This window comes from Fodinicola feengrottensis (genome assembly GCF_010993775.1).
Classification (GTDB): domain Bacteria; phylum Actinomycetota; class Actinomycetes; order Mycobacteriales; family HKI-0501; genus Fodinicola; species Fodinicola feengrottensis.
In genome coordinates this window covers 1-15,720 of sequence record NZ_WOTO01000001.1, presented here as the reverse complement: position 1 = coordinate 15,720, position 15,720 = coordinate 1, and the positions used below count along the sequence as shown (strand labels likewise).

The following is a 15,720-nucleotide window of genomic DNA, read 5'->3' as shown; positions in this document are numbered from 1 at the left end:
GACATGCAGCAACCGGTCGCGCGGCGATGAGCTGGCGGTCTCCTCGTACGCTGCGCGCGGCCTGCGCGATGAGGCGTTCGAGACCGGCCAGCACGAGCGCCTCGCGGCTGTCGAAATAGTGCTGGATCCGGCCGATCGAGACCTCGGCGGCCTGTGCCACCTCGCGCAGGCTGACTCCTTCGACGCCGTGGGTGGCGATCATCTGCCAGAGCGCGCGGACGATCTCGGAGCGGCGCTGCTCGTGGTCGACGATCTTCGGCATCCAACGAGCTTATCCGGTACGACCGTATTGCGACCTGTTACAATACGAACATATTGCAAAAGCGACCGTAGGAGATGGCTGGAGATGACTGCCGAGACGAAGCAGAAGCGGCGACGTTGGCCTGTGGTGCTCCTGGCCGGGGTTGTCGGGCTCGCCACCGGTGGCCTGGTCACGCTGCTGGCGGCGAGCGGACCTGGCGTCGGACATTTCCGCACGTTGGCAGGACAAAAGGCGTACGTCAGCGCCTATCAAGCGGCAATCGCGACGCTGCCAAAACCGACCCAGGCCCGCGATGTCGCGACCAGCTTCGGCACGGTGCATGCGTACGTCTGGATCAACAGTCATCCCGTCGACGACGTGCCGGTGGTCCTGCTACCGGGCCGTGCCAGTGGTGTGCCGATGTGGGGAACCAACCTGCCGGACTTTGCCGCTCACCGCACCGTTTACGCCTTCGACGCCATCGGTGACAGCGGCCTGTCCACGCAGACCATTCCAATGCGGGACATCGGCGACAGCGCGCAATGGGTCGAGGAGGCGCTGGCCGGTCTCGACCTGGAACGGGTGCACCTGGTCGGCCACTCGCAGGGCGGTGGCCTCGCGGCCACGGTCGCCGTACGCTATCCGGGCCGCATCGCCAGCCTCACCTTGCTGGAACCGATCATGACCCTGGGGATCATCCCAGCCTGGGCCGTGGGGTGGACGACCGTGGCGTCCCTTCCCGGCATGCCGAAGTCGTGGCGTGACCACGCGCTGAACAAGATCGGCGGCGTCAAGGACGGCGAGGTCGACCCCAACGACCCGATGGTCCGGATGATCGCGGCCGGCAGCGAGCACTTCGATTCCAGCAGCCTGCCTACGCCGAACCTACTGACCGACCGCGAGCTGCGGGGGCTGCGCATGCCGGTCTACGTCGCGTTGGCGTCCGACGACTCGCTGTCCGGCGACGGCGCGCAGCCAGAAGGCGCAACTGATCCCGCATGCGCAGGTCAGGATCTGGCCGCACACCACACACTCGCTGCCGATGCAGGCCAGTGCCGCGCTGGACGCGGAACTCGAGAATTTCTGGGTCAGGCATCCATAGCCGCGACGGCAAATCGCCGTGCTCCAAGCGCGGACGGTTGTTCGGAGTTTGTCGTTCGCCCCGGCGAAACCGACTCCGAACAACCCAGATCGCCTAGACAGGGACATAGTGCGGTCCCGATTCCGGGAGCCGTGTCCCCGAGACGCGCGGAGGTATCTCCATGAGAACCGGAAGACCATTCCAGCAGGTCGTCGCCGCGGCCGCCGTTGGCATTGCCCTGCTGGCAGGCATGTCGACACCAGCCAGCGCGGCGATCGCCACCAGGGCCGTACCGGCCAGCGTTTCCCAACCAGCGGCGTGCGCGGATCCGTCGTCGGCCTTGGCACGCTGGTGGCTGGACTTCGGATGGCCCCGGAATGGTCCGAGCAACAAGGAGGAGTGGCGGGTCCAAAGCCCAGCCGGCGGAAAATGGGTGTGGATCTGGGGTGGCGAGGACTACCAGAACAGAACAAATCCGAAGCTCCCGCCGGGCACGTACAACTCGTACGACACGACGTTTCTGTCGACGGCGGGCCAGCCGCGACTGTCTGGACGGCTGGTACGGGACGCCTACAACCACACCGTCCGGTACACGGCTGACCACTACGGCAGCTGGTGTGCGATGGGCGTCTACTAGCGGCACACCTGCCGGCGCGAACTTAGTTCTACGTGACGAACTAAGTTCGCGTCGCGGTAGAGTGACCCACATGCCAGCCGACCCCAAGCAGCGTGGCGCGGCCCGCCGTACGAGACCTCACGAAGACCTCGCGCCCCGCAAGAAACCCATCACCGCCGACCGGATCACCGACGCCGCGCTGCAGGTCATAGCGACCGAAGGCTACGACGCGCTGACCATTCGCCGGGTCTCCGCGGTGCTCAACACCGGGCCTTCCTCCTTGTACGCACACATCGTCAGCAAAGAAGACCTCGACGACCTGATCATCGGCCGGCTGCACGCCGAGATCGACCTACCCGAACCCGACCCCGCGACGTGGCGACAGCAGATCCTCGACGTGTACGCACAGTTGCGCGACGTGTACCTGAAATATCCGGGCGTCTCCCACGCCGCACTGGCCGCGGTCTCCACGCATGACCAGACCATGCGACTCGGCGAGGGAATCCTGGCGATCCTGCTCGCCGGCGGCGTCGCACCGCAGCGGGCTGGATGGGCCCGCGACGCACTCACCCTCTACGTCAGCGCGTACGCGTTGGAACGCTCGCTTGTCCAACAACGACAACAAAGCCACGATGACGACTGGGTTCTTAGCCACGAAGAACTCATCGAACGGTTCAGCGCCATAGATGCCGTCCGCTTCCCGAACACCCGCCGCTACGCGGCCGAGCTGACCTCGGGCACCGGGCAGGCTCGATTCGACTTCGCCCGCACACACGATCATCGACCAACCTCGCGACGCCCTAGCCGCTTATGGCCGGAGCTAAACGTCCCATCTGCAGCACATTTGGATAAATGTGACGGCCGATCGATAATTCGCCGCCGGCCGTCCATAAAGAATAGCCCGTTGTTCCAGCGTGGATTTCGGCCGATGCTTTTGGCAGCACACCGGAACTGCGTGAAAGGACATTTGTCATGCCCACTACACCTGAACGCGATCTAGAAGGCAAGGTGGCGCTGGTGGTCGGCGGCAGCCGTAACCAGGGCGCCGCCTTCGCGCGGGACATCGCCTCGCGCGGCGCGACAACCGTGATCAGCTTCGCGGGAAACCAGGAAGCGGCCCAACAAACCCTGCTGTTGCTGGAAAAACACGACGTCACCGCCGAGGCGATCCGCTCGGATGCGACGGTGTCCGCCGAGGTCGACGCGCTGTTCGAAGGAATCGTCGCGCAATACGGCAAACTCGACATCGTCGTACACACGCCGGGTGCGGTCATCAAGAAACCACGCGTGGTCGACTTCACCGATGACGACTTCGACCACCTGATCAATCTCAACACCCGCAGCGCGTTCCACACCTTGCGGGCCACCGCCAGGCATATCGCCGACAATGGCCGGTACGTCGTACTGTCCACCACTTTGACCGCGATCATGACCGGCACGTACGGTCTCTACTCCGGCTCAAAAGCCGCCGTCGAGCGGATGGTGTTGGCCGCGGCCAAGGAACTCGGCGACCGCGGCATCACCGTCAACGCCGTCGCGCCCGGCCCGGTCGACGATTCTTTCTACCGTGGAGCCGAAACTCCCGAGTCCATCGCGGCGGCCACCCACCACAGCCCGCAGGGCCGACTGGGTCACCCGGCAGACATCGCACCGGTCGTCGGCTGGCTGATCAGCGACCAGGCCGGCTGGGTATCCGGCCAAACCATACGAGCCAACGGCGCGATGTTCTAGGGCGTGTCTCCTAATTCCAGGTGGATGAGGGTCGAGATCCAAGCGTCGGCTGCCGGCACCGGGCGGTCACCTTCATACCGTTGTTGTATGGGGGTGATCGCCCGGTGCCGGCAGCCGACGCTTGGGCTCGGCCCTCGCCGCCTGGGGTTAGGAGACACGCCCTAGATCTGCTGGGCGGTTTCGTCGACCTCCAGGAGGGCTCGTCCGTAGACCTCTCGGTTGAGGTTGATGTTGACCGAAGCGTGCCGGGTCGCGGCTTCCAGGTCGCGCCACAAACGTTGCAGCGGGTTGGCGTCGGCGAAGGTGCCGGCGCCGCTCACGTTGAGCAGAAGTTCCAGCGCCTCACGCAAGCGCATCGCGGCGTAGGCGGCGTCCATGCGTACGCGGGCCCACGCCGGCATTTCCAGCCGTACGTCCTGTTGGTTGGCGTGGTCCAGGTCGTCGGTGGAACGGAAGATGTGAAACTCGGCCGTGTCGATCAGGTTGGCCGCGTCGGCGATGGCCAGTTGGACACTCGGGGAATCGGCCAGCCGCTGGTACAACGACAGCGACATCGGCTTTTTCTTGGCGGTCTCAAGGACAATCTCGTACGCTGCCTTGGTCAGGCCAAGCATCGGGCCGAGCAGGGTGAGGGCGAGAATGGACGAAAGCGGAGTGCGGTAAAGCGGCTCGTCGGCGCCTGCGCCGGCCAGCAGCGCGGCCCACGACAGAAGATGGTGATCCGGCACGAAAACATCCTGGGCGACCAGCGTGTTGCTTCCGGTGCCACGCATTCCGGCGACCTGCCAGGTGTCCTGGATAGTCAGCTCCGCTATCGGGATCAGGGCGAAGGCCCGGCCGACATTTTTCCCGCTTTCGTCGACAGACGGCACGGCCAACACAGCCCAGTCAGCTTGGTAGCAGCCTGATGCGTAGTGCCATTTCCCGTTGACGACAAACCCGCCGTCGGTCCCGCGGGCGGCAGCGTCAGGCGTCGCCGTACTCAGGCAGATCGTCGTGTCAGGATTCGTCCCCCACAGCTCTTCCCTTACCGCATCGGGGAAACTCGCCGCCCGAACGCACCGCCGGCGAGGATCGTCGTCACCCAAGCGGCCGCCGCACAGCCTTTCCCCAATTCGGTGGTCACGCTCAAATACGACCGCATGGTGCTCCCGTGGCCGCCCACGGACCGTGGCACAGCAAGCCGGAACAGGCCGGCCTCGCGCAGCGCCGTGGCACTACGCGAGGTCAGCCGGCGGTCGGCGTCGGCTTGCGGGGCTTCCTCTCGAAGCAGCGGAACGAGGGTGCGAGCCGTGCTCACCAGGGAATCGGTCATGTCGTCTCTTTCTCTCACGACAATCCTGCGCAGCTGATCGCTGGTCTGTCGAGCCGAGATCGAGGTCGGACCCTGGAGATTGCGCTTTCGGGCGAATCAGGAGCCGGTGTACGCCTCAATATCGTCGACAAACATTCCGGACCCCTTGGGCGTACCGGTTTTCGCGTACGTCAGCCGGACGTATCTGGCCTGCGTCGGACGAAAAGCGAAGTCGTACCAGAGCTGCGACTCGCCATGGCCGCTGTCAGCTGGCCGCGCGGCACGAACGTACGGCCGTCGGTGCTGGTCGAGACCGAAAGCAGGTCTGGACGGTAGTCGGGATATTCCTCGTACGCGTGTGCGCGTACTTTGCCCACTCGTTGCGCGGAGCCAAGGTCGACGGTGACATTGACGGTCGCCGCCTGCCCAGGAGTGAGCTCATATCCGTACGAACGGCCGTCACCCCAGGGGCCGCGAGCACGCCGTCGGTGGAATCGTTGCCCTTGTCGGGAAAACGTGCGGACGGAGTGGCCACGGTGCCATCAAGGTAGGTCTTCGTGTACGTTTTGCCACCGGCCAGATTCTGTTGCCCCAGCCAGAAACCGACGACCTGCATGCTGGTGAGCGGGGCCGGGGTGTCCCCCATGACCCGGAGATAGCGCGCTTTCCCATTGATTCCGACGAAGTTCTGGCCGCCGGTCACCGTCGTCGCGTCGGCCCATTCCTTGCCGTCGTACGAGACCTGGACGCGCGGTAGGTCTTTCCGTCAGCACTCCCCCAATGCAGCAACACGCCGTCCACCTGTGCCTGCCGATGAAGGTCGACCTGAGGTCCCGGCGCGGAAACCAGACCAGTCAGCGGCTTTCCACCGGCCGCGTCCAGAATCAGGGCGCGGACACGCTGCATATAACCCGTGTCGAAGGTGTATTGCCGGCTGCTCTGGGCCAGGCTCGCGGCCAGGTCCTTGGCCAGGCCCGGCTGGGTTTTGCCCAGGATGTTCAGCACTTCCCAGTCCTCGATGCCGTCCCGCAGCGACTCGTAGCGCGGTGACACTTCGACAGTGTCGTTGGCCACGTCCGGCCGGACGATAAAGCCGTCGCCCTTGGTGCTCTGCGAGTCGATGTCATATTGCCAGTTGTTCATCGCCCAGTGCAGATAACCGGTCATGCCTTTGCTGTACGCGTAGTCCATGGTCAGCCGCTGGTCCCACTCCGGCTGGTCAATGAATCGGTTGAGGTAGTCGCCGACCGGGATAACGCAGTTGTAGAGCCAGAGTTCCTTGCCTTTGGCGCGCAGGGCGTCATAGACCTGCGGACTGTTGTCATAGTTGAGCTCCTCGGGGATCATCACGTCCTCCAGCGGAGCCAGGTGTGAGGCAACCGGCTCGTCGAAGGTCGCGTCCCCGATCCGTACGTCCGGCCACTGCGCCCGGATCTTGGTGTTCATCGCCTTCCAGTGCGCCTCGTCGTCGGCCGACTGCGGCTCGTCGGTGATCTGCATCTGGAAGATCGACGCCCAGCCTTTGGCCTGGATATGGGCCTTCAGCGCGGGAATGTACTGCGCGACCCAGCGGTCGGTCACCGCACTGTCGGTCTCCGGGAACGATCGTACGGCCGCGCCGGTCGCCGGGTCCTTGCCGATCACCTCGGTATACCAAGGCGGATTCGGGCCGTGCCGGCCGCTCTGCCAGAAACCCTGTAGCCGCTTCACGCCTCCGTGTTGCATAAACCGCTCAACAACCTGGTCGAACCGACTCCAGTTGAACGAATAGTCGCCGCTCGCATCGACCTTGCTGCCGCCATCGATCAGCAACCGTACGACCGGGACCGAGAGTTCGTTGGTACGATAGCGTTTCATCACTTCGGCGACATTGTCGATCAAGTGCCACCACTGGTCGGAATACCGCGCGAATTTGTAGTAGAGCTGGACAGTGTCGCCGGCGCCTTCGTCATAGGAAATGTTCCCGGTGAACAACTGCCAGAGCACGTTGGTGAAGTCGCCCTGCTGCGACGACGGAATCGTCACGTTCCGTACGTCCGCCGAAATCGGCACGGAATAGTCGCCGCGGTTCGTACGGACTGTCACCCTGCCTCGATAAATGCCGGCGGCGGCGGTGGCCGGCACGTACACCCGCACCCACACCGACTGCGTGGTGTTGGCCGGCACCGAGATCCGGTGATCGTTGAGCAGCCGGTCCGGGAAGTCTCCGGGGCCCGACCGAGTCAGCGGATAGACCTCCTGCGTACCGAAAACCGAGCTGTGGTTGAGATATTCGTAGCCGACGTAGTTGTACGAGACGTTGCTCGCAGCGATCGTTCGACCGCCGGCTCGCAAATCGGAGAACGAGAGCCCGTCGATGCTGAAGGCCCGGTCCATCCGCAGCACAACCTGGCCGGCCTCGTAGTCGTTCTTCGCGGTGTCCAACCGGATCTCGCGGCCCGCGTCAGCCGATGGACCACTGTCCTTGAAAACGCTGGCGTAGGAGGACTCCGTCCACACCGACGCCCGCGCGTCGGCCGCCGCCGGTGCCGTGCCGCCGGCCAGTACGCCCGCGGCCAGCACCAGCCCCGCTCCGCTGGCCACCCATCCCAGAATCCCTCGCCGAGCCATCGCACCTCCACCGCCACCGAGCCGCCGTCGGGTCCATCTTGACGAGCTGTCCGCCTGGGCAGAAGCAAGAGGTGTAGACCAGTGGTCTTAACGCTGGTCTGATCAGCGCAGGTAGCGAAGCCAGAAGACGGCGGCCGCGATCGCGCAGAGGACCGCGCCGGCCCAGGTCAGGATCATCGACAGGGTCGTGCTGGCGAGCGTGAGCGACAGCAGCACCCACACGATCGCCAGCGCGCTGAAGAGGATCGCGTTCAGCAACAGGCGGTTGCGGGCCGGTTCGGGCGTCATTGACGTGATTATTCGCTACGGTTGACCGGGTGCGAGTGGCGACATGGAATGTCAACTCGGTGAAGCGCCGGGTGCCACGGCTGCTGCCGTGGCTGGACCAGCGGCAACCGGACGTGGTTTGCCTGCAGGAGACCAAACTCGCCAACAACGCGTTCACCAAACTGCTGGGCGACGAGCTCAGTGACCGCGGGTACGAGGTCGCGCTCAACGGCGAGGTGCAGTGGAACGGGGTGGCGATCCTGTCCCGTGTCGGCCTGAACGATGTCGTCGTCGGCATCCCCGGCGCGCCCGGTTTTCCCGACCCGGAGGCCCGCGCGGTGGCCGCGACCTGCGCCGGGATCCGGGTGCACTCGTTGTACGTGCCCAACGGCCGGGTGCCGGACTCGGACCACTACCAGTACAAACTGGCTTGGTTGGCGGCGCTGCGGGACATGGTCGGCACCGGGCCTCGGGACGCGATCGTGTGCGGTGACATGAACATCGCGCCGACCGACGCCGATGTTTTCGACCCACTGGCGTACGCCGACGAGACGCACGTGACGGCGCCCGAGCGGGCCGCGCTGGCCGAGTTGCAGGCGCTCGGTCTACATGACGTCGTAAGGGACCGCTGGCCGCACGAGCGCATCTTCACGTATTGGGACTACCGCGGCGGCTTCTTCCAGAAGAACCTCGGCATGCGAATCGACCTGGCGCTGGCCACCGGGCCGGTGGCCGATCGCGTACGGGCCGCGTGGATCGACCGGCTGGCACGAAAAGGCACCGCGCCGAGCGACCACGCGCCGGTCATCGTCGACCTGGACGAGGCGCCGGACGGGGACGCCGGCCCAACGGTGCCGCCCTCGTCCGTCGCGCGTCGCCACCCCGACCCGGCTCGGTCCGGCTCCCCCAGGCCCGCTAGTGTCCTGCGTCTGAAGTTCGTTGCTTTATTCGGTGATCCAGACGGTGATCTGAGTGCGCCGGAGGATCGTCCTCATACTGGTGGTATGTGGGCGATTCTCCGGTGCTCTCAGTCGCCGTCTGGGCGCCGGAGAAAGTAGCGAACTTCGGGCGCAGGACACTAGAACTCGTAGCGCAGGATCTGGCCAATGGTCCGGAAACCCGGAATGCCGGCGAGCATCTTCATGTTCAGCCGGCCGAGTGCGGACATCTGGTCCAGCCCCAGTTCCATGCTGTTCCGGGATTCTCGGCATTTAAGCCCGTCATGCCAAGCTTCCAACTCGGTCGGGTCGTCGATTCCCCAATGCAGTGACGCGCCGGTCCGCCGGACTGCCGGCACCCATTTCTGCAGTCGTACGCCCAAAGTCCCGTAGCAGTCGAAGAGCAGTTCGCCACCGCGAAAGCGCTCGGTGTGATCCGCTGGATCAGCCGTTTCCCGTCGTCCTTTGTCAAATACATCGACAGGCCTTCGAAAACAGCCACCGTGGGACGATCCGCCGGGATTTCCTGGAGCCATTCGTCGCTGGTCACCGACGACCGGACCATCCGGTAATCGCCTGCTGGGCTGGGAAGTAGCCGCTCACGGAGCTCGATCACCTCGGGAAAATCGACGTCCACCCCCGCGACCGAGGCCGGCGGACTCAGCCGCTGCGCCCGAGTGTCCAGCCCGCACGCGAGATGCAGCACGGTCGCCTCCTGGTTCCTGGCCAGAAAGGCCGCGGCCCAGTCGTCGAGGGTTTTCGCTCGTACGGCCACCCCCACCGCGCTCGTGCGCTTGATGCCGGTTTTCCGGAAGTCGTAGTCAATCCGTTTGACGGCCCGCGCGGCCTCGTCGTCGTGCAGGATGGAGGCGGGCAGCCGGCTGTCCAGGGCACGGCCGTAAAGCGTGGCGAGCATGGTTTCCTGGGCACCGGTCAGGGTTGATCTTCTCGCGATCCACCATCGCAGCGTAGCCGAACGAGTGAGGAGAGTCGGGAATGAACGTGCGGAAAAGGCTGATTGTCGCGGCGGTGGCGGCCGTGGTGGCCGCCGGCGGACTGAGCGCGTCGGCGGCGCCGGCGGCGCCTCGACCTCTGCAGTTCACGGTGTCGTTCTCGCCGCAGGTGCGCGACACCGCGGTCGACGGTCGGGTGCTCGTGGTGATCTCCCGCAATGGCGCCACCGCGCCGATCACCCAGACCGACATCGTGGGCGGCGTCCCGTTCTGGGGCCGGAACGTGACCGACCTGCGGCCCGGCCGGCCGGTGTCGATCGGCGACCAACCAGACGTGTACGGCTATCCGCTGTCTTCATTGGACCGCCTGCCGGCCGGCGACTATTACGTGCAGGCATTCCTCAACACGTACGACACCTTTCACCGGGGCGACGGCTCGACCGTACGGCTGCACATGCCGTGCGGGGACGGCCAGGACATGTTCTCCTCTCCCGGCAACCTTTACGGCACCCCGAAACTGTTGCACCTCGATCCACATCACTCCGGCGCGATCGCGCTGACGCTGGACCACGTGATCACGCCGGCGCAGCCCGTCCCCGCTGGCGGCACCTGCCAGCAAGGCAATCCGAGCGACACCGCACACGTGAAATATGTCAAGATCCTCAGCCCCGCGCTGACCACATTCTGGGGACGGCCGATCTACATCGGGGCTAATGTCCTGTTGCCGGCCGGATACGATGACCCGGCGAACGCCGGTGTCCACTACCCGGTCGAATACGCTTTCGGCCACTTCAGCACCGGCGCTCCGCACGGATTCCAGGAGAACGGCGCGAACAGCTTCTCGTCCTGGTGGCTGTCAGCCTCGGCACCACGGTTCATTTCCATTGTGTTCCGTGAGGAAAACCCGTTCTACGACTCCTCTTACGTCGTCGACTCCCCCCCCCAACGTCGGGCCGTACGGCACAGCCACCAACCATGAGTTGGTGCCTACCTGGACGGGCATTTCCGGACGATCGCCCAGCCTTGGGCCCGGGTCACGTCCGGCGGTTCCACCGGCGGCTGGGAATCGCTGGCCAGCGAGGTCTTCTATCCGGATGTTTACGGCGGCGCCTTCTCCGGCTATCCGGACCCGGTCGACTTCCACCGCTACCAGATCGTGAACATCTACTCCGACGCGAACGGCTATTTCGTCCAGAACGAATGGGACCGGGTGGAACGGCCGGACTCGCGGACCGTGGACGGCGAAATCCAGTACACCAACCTGCAGGAAAACCACTACGAACTGGCCCGCGGCGACCACGACCGGTCCGAAGGTGCCTGGGCGGTCTGGGAGGCGGTGTACGGACCGCGCGGGGGCAGACGGATATCCCGCGCTGGTGTGGGACAAGAAAACCGGGCAGATCAACCACACCGTCGCGGCCAGCTGGCAAGCCAAGGACATCCGGGCGTACCTGGCTTCGCACTGGTCGACGGTCGGGGGCGCTGGTACGCGGGAAAATCTATCTTTACGTCGGCGACACCGACACGTACTACCTCAATGACGCCGTCCAGTTGCTCCAGCAGCAACTCGACGCCGAAACGTCACCGCCGGCGGACGCCACTTTCGTTTACGGCCGAGCAAAACCGCACGGCTGGTCGCCCTACACCACTCAGCAATGGTTCGCCATCTATGCCGCTTACGTGGCCAAGCACGCGCCGCCCGAATCAGCGACAACCCCTTGGCGCGGAAGCGAACCCGCGCCTGCGAGCTCGTCGGACACTCTCGACCAACCCACCAGAAATGGATTTCCCATTCGTTAGCTTTTCGACCTCCCATCCGGTTTGAAGCTAATTATCCTCACAGTATTGCCCGAATATTCACATGACGGAGAAGTCTTCCGCTTTCGCTCCCGAGAGCGCAAAGTATTACCACCGCGATCGCGCTGGCAAGAACACCTCTTCGGGCAACGAGGGAGAACCCCGAAATGTTCAGTTCAATGTGCGCTAAAAACATGTTCACCCAAAGAAGGGTGTGGCTCGCGGCCGCCCTCGCGGCGGCCGTGTGGTTGGCCGCCGGTGCCTCATCGGCGGCCGCCGCGCCACCCACCCCCCGACGCCCGACGCCGATCACGCCGGCTCGGGCCTGTCCCGTACGAGCCACGGCGTGTCCGCCGCGCCGTACATCGCCCAATCCCCCGCGACCCAGGTTCCGGGCATGGATGTCAGCGCCTGGCAGGGAAACGTCGATTGGCAGACCGCCTGGAACAACGGAGCCAAGTTCGCCTACGTCAAGGCCACCGAGGGCACCGGCTATGTCAGCCCGAACTTCGCCCAGCAGTACAACGGCTCCTACAACGTGGGAATGATCCGCGCCTCGTACCATTTCGCGCGGCCGGATGTCTCCGGCGGCGCGGCCCAGGCGGACTATTTCGTCTCCCATGGCGGCGGCTGGTCCGGCGACGGCAAAACCCTGCCCGGAATGCTGGACATCGAGTGGAACCCGTACGGCGCCGACTGCTACGGCCAGAGCTACGGCTCGATGGTGGCCTGGATCAAGGCTTTCAGCGACGAATACCATGCCCGTACAACCCGGTGGCCGATGATTTACACGGCGACCTCGTGGTGGAGTGAATGCACCGGGAACACCGGTGACTTCTCGTCGACCAACCCGCTGGCGCTGGCCAACTACAACGGCTCGCCCGGCCCGATGCCCTTCAACTGGGGATTCCAGACGATCTGGCAAAGCGCGGACCACGGGACCTTCCCCGGCGACCAGGACTGGTTCAACGGTCCCTACACCCAACTCCAGAAACTGGCCACCGGCTAGTTCAGCTGGGCAATCGCCCACATCGCCCAGTCATATTCGGCCTGGTTCTGGCGCAGCCCGATCTCGTTGAGGATTCGCTGTGCCAGCTGGGTTTCGTCGGGGTCGGCGGGAATCTCGGCCGTTTCCCGGCGGAGCCAGTCGATCGTGGCCGCCGCCGAGTCGGCGTGCGCTCGCAACAGCGGGCGCGCGTCCTCGGCGTCCAATGTGGACAGCAGGAACATCCGCAACAGTGGCTCGCTGCGCACCTGCGGGTCGGCCGGCGGGTTCATCATCCAGTCATGCAGGTCGGTCCGGCCGACCTCGGTGATCGCGTACGTTCGGCGACCGCGCGGCCCCCTCCTCGATCACCTCGACGAGCCCGTCGACCGCCATTTTGTTGAGCTCCGGATAGATCTGGCTGTGCCGGGCATGCCAGGCGAACCGCTCCAGCCTGCTCTCGAACATCTTGGTCAGGTCATACCCGCTTGCCGGCCCGTCGTGCAACAGGCCGAGCAACGCGTGCCGCAGCGACATTCGCACCTCCCGGAACCGTTACGTCAAAACTAACATGACAATCTCGACACGTCGCACTCGATGGAAAAAGTGATATCACAATGCTATGCTCCGGCTATCTGATCCACGTACGCCAAGGAGCGCGCGATGAACACTCCGAACCCAGAACAACTGGGACTGCACCTGCCGGCCCCTCAGGTGCGGGAGAAGCTGAAGCCCGGAGCGCCGGGCCTGGTGATGTTCTTCGTCGGCCTGATTCTGCTGCTGGGCGGCCTGGGCCTGTTCGTGCTCGGGCTCGGCGTGGTGGACTCGGCGATCCTGGCCTCGTTCGGCCTCACCTCTTCGGGCTCGAACCTGCTGACCGTCGTCGTTGGCGTGCTCGCGTTCGTCCTGGGCTGGCTGACACTCAAGGGACTCACGTCGGTGGCTCCCGGCGAGGCGCGGGTCCTGCAGCTTTTCGGCCGTTATTCCGGCACCCTGCGGCAGGACGGTCTGCGCTGGGTGAACCCGTTCTTCCAGCTGCGCAAGATCTCCACCCGGATCCGCAACCATGAGACCACCGCACTGAAAGTCAACGACGCCGACGGCAACCCGATCGAAATCGCCGCGGTCGTCGTGTGGCAGGTCGCCGACACCGCGCGAGCGATTTTCGAGGTCGATGACTTCAGCGCTTTCGTCGGCATCCAGACCGAAACCGCGGTCCGGCACATCGCCAACAGCTACCCGTACGACGCGCACAACCCGAACCAGATGTCGTTGCGTGACAACGCGGACGAGATCACCGCGAAACTCTCCTCCGAGGTGGCGGCCAGAGTGGTGGCCGCCGGCGTACGGATCGTCGAATCCCGCATCACTCATTTGGCGTATTCCCCGGAAATCGCCCAGGCGATGCTTCGTCGCCAACAGGCCGGCGCGGTGGTGGCGGCCCGGCAGCAAATCGTGGAAGGCGCGGTGGGCATGGTGAAACTGGCCCTGGACAAGCTGGCCGAGAACAACGTCGTACAACTGGACGAGGAGCGCAAGGCCACCATGGTGTCCAACCTGCTCGTCGTACTCTGCGGCGACCGCGACACCCAACCCGTGGTCAACGCCGGCTCGCTCTACCAGTGAGGTTTTCCCGTGGCGGAACGAAAAAACATCCTGCTACGACTCGACCCGGCGGTCCACGACGCCCTCGCGAAATGGGCCGCCGCCGAGCTCCGCAGCACCAACGCGCAAAATCGAGTTCCTGCTCCGGCGGGCCCTGACCGACGCCAACCGAATGCCCCGCGCCACCCCCGAAATCCCCCGCCGAGGCCGTCCCCCCAAGGACTAGCTGCTGGCGCCGATCACCAGCATGGTGAGGGCGGCCGAGACCTGGGTGGTGCCGGTGGCACCGGTTGGGAAAGTGGTACGTGAGGGAGCCCAGCGACACGCCGGCCGCGGCGGCGATTCGACGGTTGGTCAGGCCAGCCACACCCTGCTCGCCCATCACCCGCAGGTTCCTCCCGCCGGCTAGCCTGGCGAGAATGGGACATTCACATTTGACGCTGACGACGGTCAATATCAGCGCACCCGATGCGCGCGAGCTCGCCCAGTTCTACGCGAGACTGCTCAACCGGAATGTCCTGGTCGACGAGCAGGACTGGGTCATGCTCGACGCGCCGGACGGTGGCGTGCGGCTGTCCTTCCAAACCGAGAGCCCGTACGAGCGACCGAGCTGGCCCACCGAGCCATCCAAACAGCAAATGATGATGCACCTGGAGATCCGCGTCGACGACCTCCAGGCCGCCAGCGCCCACGCCCTCGCCTGCGGGTCGACGCTGGCCGACTTCCAACCGCAGGACGACGTACGCGTACACCTCGACCCAGCTGGCCACCCCTTCTGCCTCTGGGTGGCCAGCTGACCGCTCTTTAGAACGGTGGTTCGGTTGGCCAGGTGGTGGGTTTTTTTCGGGTGGTGGCGGTTGGACGTGTGGTTCGTCCTTGTCGTTCAGGTAAATCGACCCGCGGCGTCCGTTTCTGGTCGGTGGCGCGACGTCTTCTCCGGGCGGTGGTGGCTCGGTGACGTAGACGCGTCCGGTGGGGCTCAGGACGGTGTAGGTGCCGTCGGGGTCGAGTCTGGCTTTCCAATCCGAATGCGTTTTCAACCGGTGGTGAAAACGGCAGAGGCAGAGGAGATTTTCCTTGCAGGTGCACCCGTCCGGAAACGGGATGGAGTGGTCCTTGTCGCAACGCTGGGCAGCACAGCGACACCCAGGCCAACGACACGTCACGTCTCGGGCTTCGATGAATTCCTGCAATGCCATCGACGGTCGATAACGTGCCCGACCGGCTTCCATGAGCTTGGTGGAGCTCGGGTCGGTGAGCAGCCGCCGCCAGGTGGAGTCTTTGGCCAGGCGGCGGGCCATGCTGGCCGGGATCGCGCCGCACCCGGCGAGGAAGGCTGGTTTGTCGTCCAGTCCGAGCAGTGTGCCGGCCCCGACCACGACTCGCAGGTCAACACCGGGGCTTGCGTGAACGAGCGTGGCCGGTGCGACCCGATGCTGTTGCTAGGGCTGGGGACGGCTCGTACCCGCAGCCGTCCGCTCCACAGCCCACGACCTCCACAGCCGGCGTCGTCCCATCGAGGTACCGCACTCATCAGTGCCACACTGGTTTCCTGAGGACTGTGCCGCGCGTCGTAGTCGGACTATCTCGGCATCGGCATTC

The 15,720-nt window shown here is 65.0% G+C and carries 17 protein-coding genes and 5 pseudogenes; 11 read left to right on the top strand and 11 right to left on the bottom strand.

Annotation, left to right across the window (positions count from 1 at the left end; all coding sequences use genetic code 11):
- Nucleotides 1-145: 145 nt before the first annotated feature.
- A pseudogene (locus GNX96_RS62015) lies at nucleotides 146-202 on the bottom strand (hypothetical protein); the annotation flags it as partial.
- A gap of 144 nt (nucleotides 203-346) precedes the next feature.
- Between GNX96_RS62015 and GNX96_RS47300 the strand changes: the two are divergent.
- From GNX96_RS47300 to GNX96_RS00080, 4 genes are all read left to right on the top strand, one after another.
- Complete coding sequence (locus GNX96_RS47300) at nucleotides 347-1,507, top strand: alpha/beta fold hydrolase (protein ID WP_390623870.1); 1,161 nt, start codon at nucleotides 347-349, stop codon at nucleotides 1,505-1,507.
- Nucleotides 1,504-1,959 (top strand): hypothetical protein, encoded by a 456-nt coding sequence (locus GNX96_RS00090; protein ID WP_163566554.1) that lies wholly within the window; start codon nucleotides 1,504-1,506, stop codon nucleotides 1,957-1,959. The genes GNX96_RS47300 and GNX96_RS00090 overlap by 4 nt, the downstream gene beginning before the upstream one ends.
- A gap of 70 nt (nucleotides 1,960-2,029) precedes the next feature.
- Complete coding sequence (locus tag GNX96_RS00085) at nucleotides 2,030-2,938, top strand: TetR/AcrR family transcriptional regulator (protein ID WP_163566553.1); 909 nt, start codon at nucleotides 2,030-2,032, stop codon at nucleotides 2,936-2,938.
- Nucleotides 2,911-3,669 (top strand): SDR family oxidoreductase, encoded by a 759-nt coding sequence (locus GNX96_RS00080; protein WP_163566552.1) that lies wholly within the window; start codon nucleotides 2,911-2,913, stop codon nucleotides 3,667-3,669. The genes GNX96_RS00085 and GNX96_RS00080 overlap by 28 nt, the downstream gene beginning before the upstream one ends.
- A gap of 161 nt (nucleotides 3,670-3,830) precedes the next feature.
- Here GNX96_RS00080 and GNX96_RS00075 read toward each other — a convergent pair whose 3' ends face one another.
- The 5 genes from GNX96_RS00075 to GNX96_RS00055 all read right to left on the bottom strand — a co-directional run bounded on the left by GNX96_RS00075 (nucleotide 3,831) and on the right by GNX96_RS00055 (nucleotide 7,861).
- Nucleotides 3,831-4,757 (bottom strand): acyl-CoA dehydrogenase family protein, encoded by a 927-nt coding sequence (locus GNX96_RS00075; protein ID WP_163566551.1) that lies wholly within the window; start codon nucleotides 4,755-4,757, stop codon nucleotides 3,831-3,833.
- Complete coding sequence (locus tag GNX96_RS00070) at nucleotides 4,697-4,984, bottom strand: acyl-CoA dehydrogenase family protein (RefSeq protein ID WP_163566550.1); 288 nt, start codon at nucleotides 4,982-4,984, stop codon at nucleotides 4,697-4,699. The genes GNX96_RS00075 and GNX96_RS00070 overlap by 61 nt, the downstream gene beginning before the upstream one ends.
- A 244-nt stretch (nucleotides 4,985-5,228) precedes the next feature.
- Nucleotides 5,229-5,666, bottom strand: a complete 438-nt coding sequence (locus tag GNX96_RS00065) for a hypothetical protein (protein ID WP_163566549.1) — start codon at nucleotides 5,664-5,666, stop codon at nucleotides 5,229-5,231.
- The gene (locus tag GNX96_RS00060) at nucleotides 5,663-7,573 is read right to left on the bottom strand and encodes a DUF4091 domain-containing protein (protein WP_163566548.1); all 1,911 of its coding nucleotides are present in this window, start codon (nucleotides 7,571-7,573) and stop codon (nucleotides 5,663-5,665) included. Before GNX96_RS00060 ends, GNX96_RS00065 begins: the two co-directional genes overlap by 4 nt.
- 102 nt (nucleotides 7,574-7,675) lie before the next feature.
- Nucleotides 7,676-7,861: a hypothetical protein gene (locus GNX96_RS00055; protein WP_163566547.1), complete on the bottom strand. Its 186-nt coding sequence runs from the start codon at nucleotides 7,859-7,861 to the stop codon at nucleotides 7,676-7,678.
- A 29-nt stretch (nucleotides 7,862-7,890) separates the two neighbouring features.
- Between GNX96_RS00055 and GNX96_RS00050 the strand changes: the two genes are divergently transcribed.
- Nucleotides 7,891-8,898 carry an exodeoxyribonuclease III gene (locus GNX96_RS00050; RefSeq protein ID WP_163566546.1) on the top strand — a complete coding sequence of 336 codons (1,008 nt, stop codon included), beginning with the start codon at nucleotides 7,891-7,893 and terminating at the stop codon, nucleotides 8,896-8,898.
- Nucleotides 8,899-8,918: 20 nt separating this feature from the next.
- On the opposite strand, the pseudogene GNX96_RS00045 reads toward GNX96_RS00050, so the two are convergent.
- Nucleotides 8,919-9,694: pseudogene (locus GNX96_RS00045) on the bottom strand (class I SAM-dependent methyltransferase).
- Between the two features lie 80 nt (nucleotides 9,695-9,774).
- On the opposite strand from GNX96_RS00045, the gene GNX96_RS00040 reads away from it, so the two are divergent.
- The 3 genes from GNX96_RS00040 (at nucleotide 9,775) to GNX96_RS00035 (ending at nucleotide 12,537) form a co-directional block, all read left to right on the top strand.
- The gene (locus GNX96_RS00040) at nucleotides 9,775-10,710 is read left to right on the top strand and encodes a hypothetical protein (protein ID WP_163566545.1); all 936 of its coding nucleotides are present in this window, start codon (nucleotides 9,775-9,777) and stop codon (nucleotides 10,708-10,710) included.
- 397 nt (nucleotides 10,711-11,107) lie between these two features.
- Nucleotides 11,108-11,272: a hypothetical protein gene (locus tag GNX96_RS47295; RefSeq protein ID WP_279578864.1), complete on the top strand. Its 165-nt coding sequence runs from the start codon at nucleotides 11,108-11,110 to the stop codon at nucleotides 11,270-11,272.
- Between the two features lie 470 nt (nucleotides 11,273-11,742).
- On the top strand, nucleotides 11,743-12,537 hold the full coding sequence (locus GNX96_RS00035) for a lysozyme (protein ID WP_279578863.1): 795 nt from the start codon (nucleotides 11,743-11,745) through the stop codon (nucleotides 12,535-12,537).
- On the opposite strand, the gene GNX96_RS47290 is transcribed toward GNX96_RS00035, so the two are convergent.
- Complete coding sequence (locus GNX96_RS47290) at nucleotides 12,534-12,809, bottom strand: hypothetical protein (protein WP_279578862.1); 276 nt, start codon at nucleotides 12,807-12,809, stop codon at nucleotides 12,534-12,536. The genes GNX96_RS00035 and GNX96_RS47290 overlap by 4 nt on opposite strands.
- A 4-nt stretch (nucleotides 12,810-12,813) precedes the next feature.
- The gene (locus GNX96_RS47285; protein WP_279578861.1) at nucleotides 12,814-13,050 is read right to left on the bottom strand and encodes a PadR family transcriptional regulator; all 237 of its coding nucleotides are present in this window, start codon (nucleotides 13,048-13,050) and stop codon (nucleotides 12,814-12,816) included.
- A 216-nt stretch (nucleotides 13,051-13,266) separates the two neighbouring features.
- On the opposite strand from GNX96_RS47285, the gene GNX96_RS00025 reads away from it, so the two are divergent.
- Together GNX96_RS00025 and GNX96_RS00020 are read left to right on the top strand one after the other, a co-directional pair.
- Nucleotides 13,267-14,139, top strand: a complete 873-nt coding sequence (locus GNX96_RS00025) for an SPFH domain-containing protein (RefSeq protein WP_279579030.1) — start codon at nucleotides 13,267-13,269, stop codon at nucleotides 14,137-14,139.
- A 9-nt stretch (nucleotides 14,140-14,148) separates the two neighbouring features.
- Nucleotides 14,149-14,344: pseudogene (locus GNX96_RS00020) on the top strand (hypothetical protein).
- 60 nt (nucleotides 14,345-14,404) lie between these two features.
- Here GNX96_RS00020 and GNX96_RS00015 read toward each other — a convergent pair.
- Nucleotides 14,405-14,482: pseudogene (locus GNX96_RS00015) on the bottom strand (TetR family transcriptional regulator); the annotation flags it as partial.
- Nucleotides 14,483-14,537: 55 nt separating this feature from the next.
- On the opposite strand from GNX96_RS00015, the gene GNX96_RS00010 reads away from it, so the two are divergent.
- Nucleotides 14,538-14,915, top strand: a complete 378-nt coding sequence (locus tag GNX96_RS00010; RefSeq protein ID WP_163566543.1) for a VOC family protein — start codon at nucleotides 14,538-14,540, stop codon at nucleotides 14,913-14,915.
- A 381-nt stretch (nucleotides 14,916-15,296) separates the two neighbouring features.
- Here the strand turns inward: GNX96_RS00010 and GNX96_RS62010 are convergent.
- Nucleotides 15,297-15,497: pseudogene (locus GNX96_RS62010) on the bottom strand (hypothetical protein); the annotation flags it as partial.
- Between the last annotated feature and the right edge of the window lie 223 nt (nucleotides 15,498-15,720).

Coding starts and splice junctions, on each gene's coding strand:
- GNX96_RS00025 (WP_279579030.1), top strand. CDS start 13,267: ATGTTCTTCGTCGGCCTGATTCTGCTGCTGGGCGGCCTGGGCCTGTTC.
- GNX96_RS00085 (WP_163566553.1), top strand. CDS start 2,030: ATGCCAGCCGACCCCAAGCAGCGTGGCGCGGCCCGCCGTACGAGACCT.
- GNX96_RS00080 (WP_163566552.1), top strand. CDS start 2,911: ATGCCCACTACACCTGAACGCGATCTAGAAGGCAAGGTGGCGCTGGTG.
- GNX96_RS00070 (WP_163566550.1), bottom strand. CDS start 4,984: ATGACCGATTCCCTGGTGAGCACGGCTCGCACCCTCGTTCCGCTGCTT.
- GNX96_RS00010 (WP_163566543.1), top strand. CDS start 14,538: ATGGGACATTCACATTTGACGCTGACGACGGTCAATATCAGCGCACCC.
- GNX96_RS47300 (WP_390623870.1), top strand. CDS start 347: ATGACTGCCGAGACGAAGCAGAAGCGGCGACGTTGGCCTGTGGTGCTC.
- GNX96_RS47290 (WP_279578862.1), bottom strand. CDS start 12,809: ATGATGAACCCGCCGGCCGACCCGCAGGTGCGCAGCGAGCCACTGTTG.
- GNX96_RS00090 (WP_163566554.1), top strand. CDS start 1,504: ATGAGAACCGGAAGACCATTCCAGCAGGTCGTCGCCGCGGCCGCCGTT.
- GNX96_RS47285 (WP_279578861.1), bottom strand. CDS start 13,050: ATGTCGCTGCGGCACGCGTTGCTCGGCCTGTTGCACGACGGGCCGGCA.
- GNX96_RS00060 (WP_163566548.1), bottom strand. CDS start 7,573: ATGGCTCGGCGAGGGATTCTGGGATGGGTGGCCAGCGGAGCGGGGCTG.
- GNX96_RS00055 (WP_163566547.1), bottom strand. CDS start 7,861: ATGACGCCCGAACCGGCCCGCAACCGCCTGTTGCTGAACGCGATCCTC.
- GNX96_RS00040 (WP_163566545.1), top strand. CDS start 9,775: ATGAACGTGCGGAAAAGGCTGATTGTCGCGGCGGTGGCGGCCGTGGTG.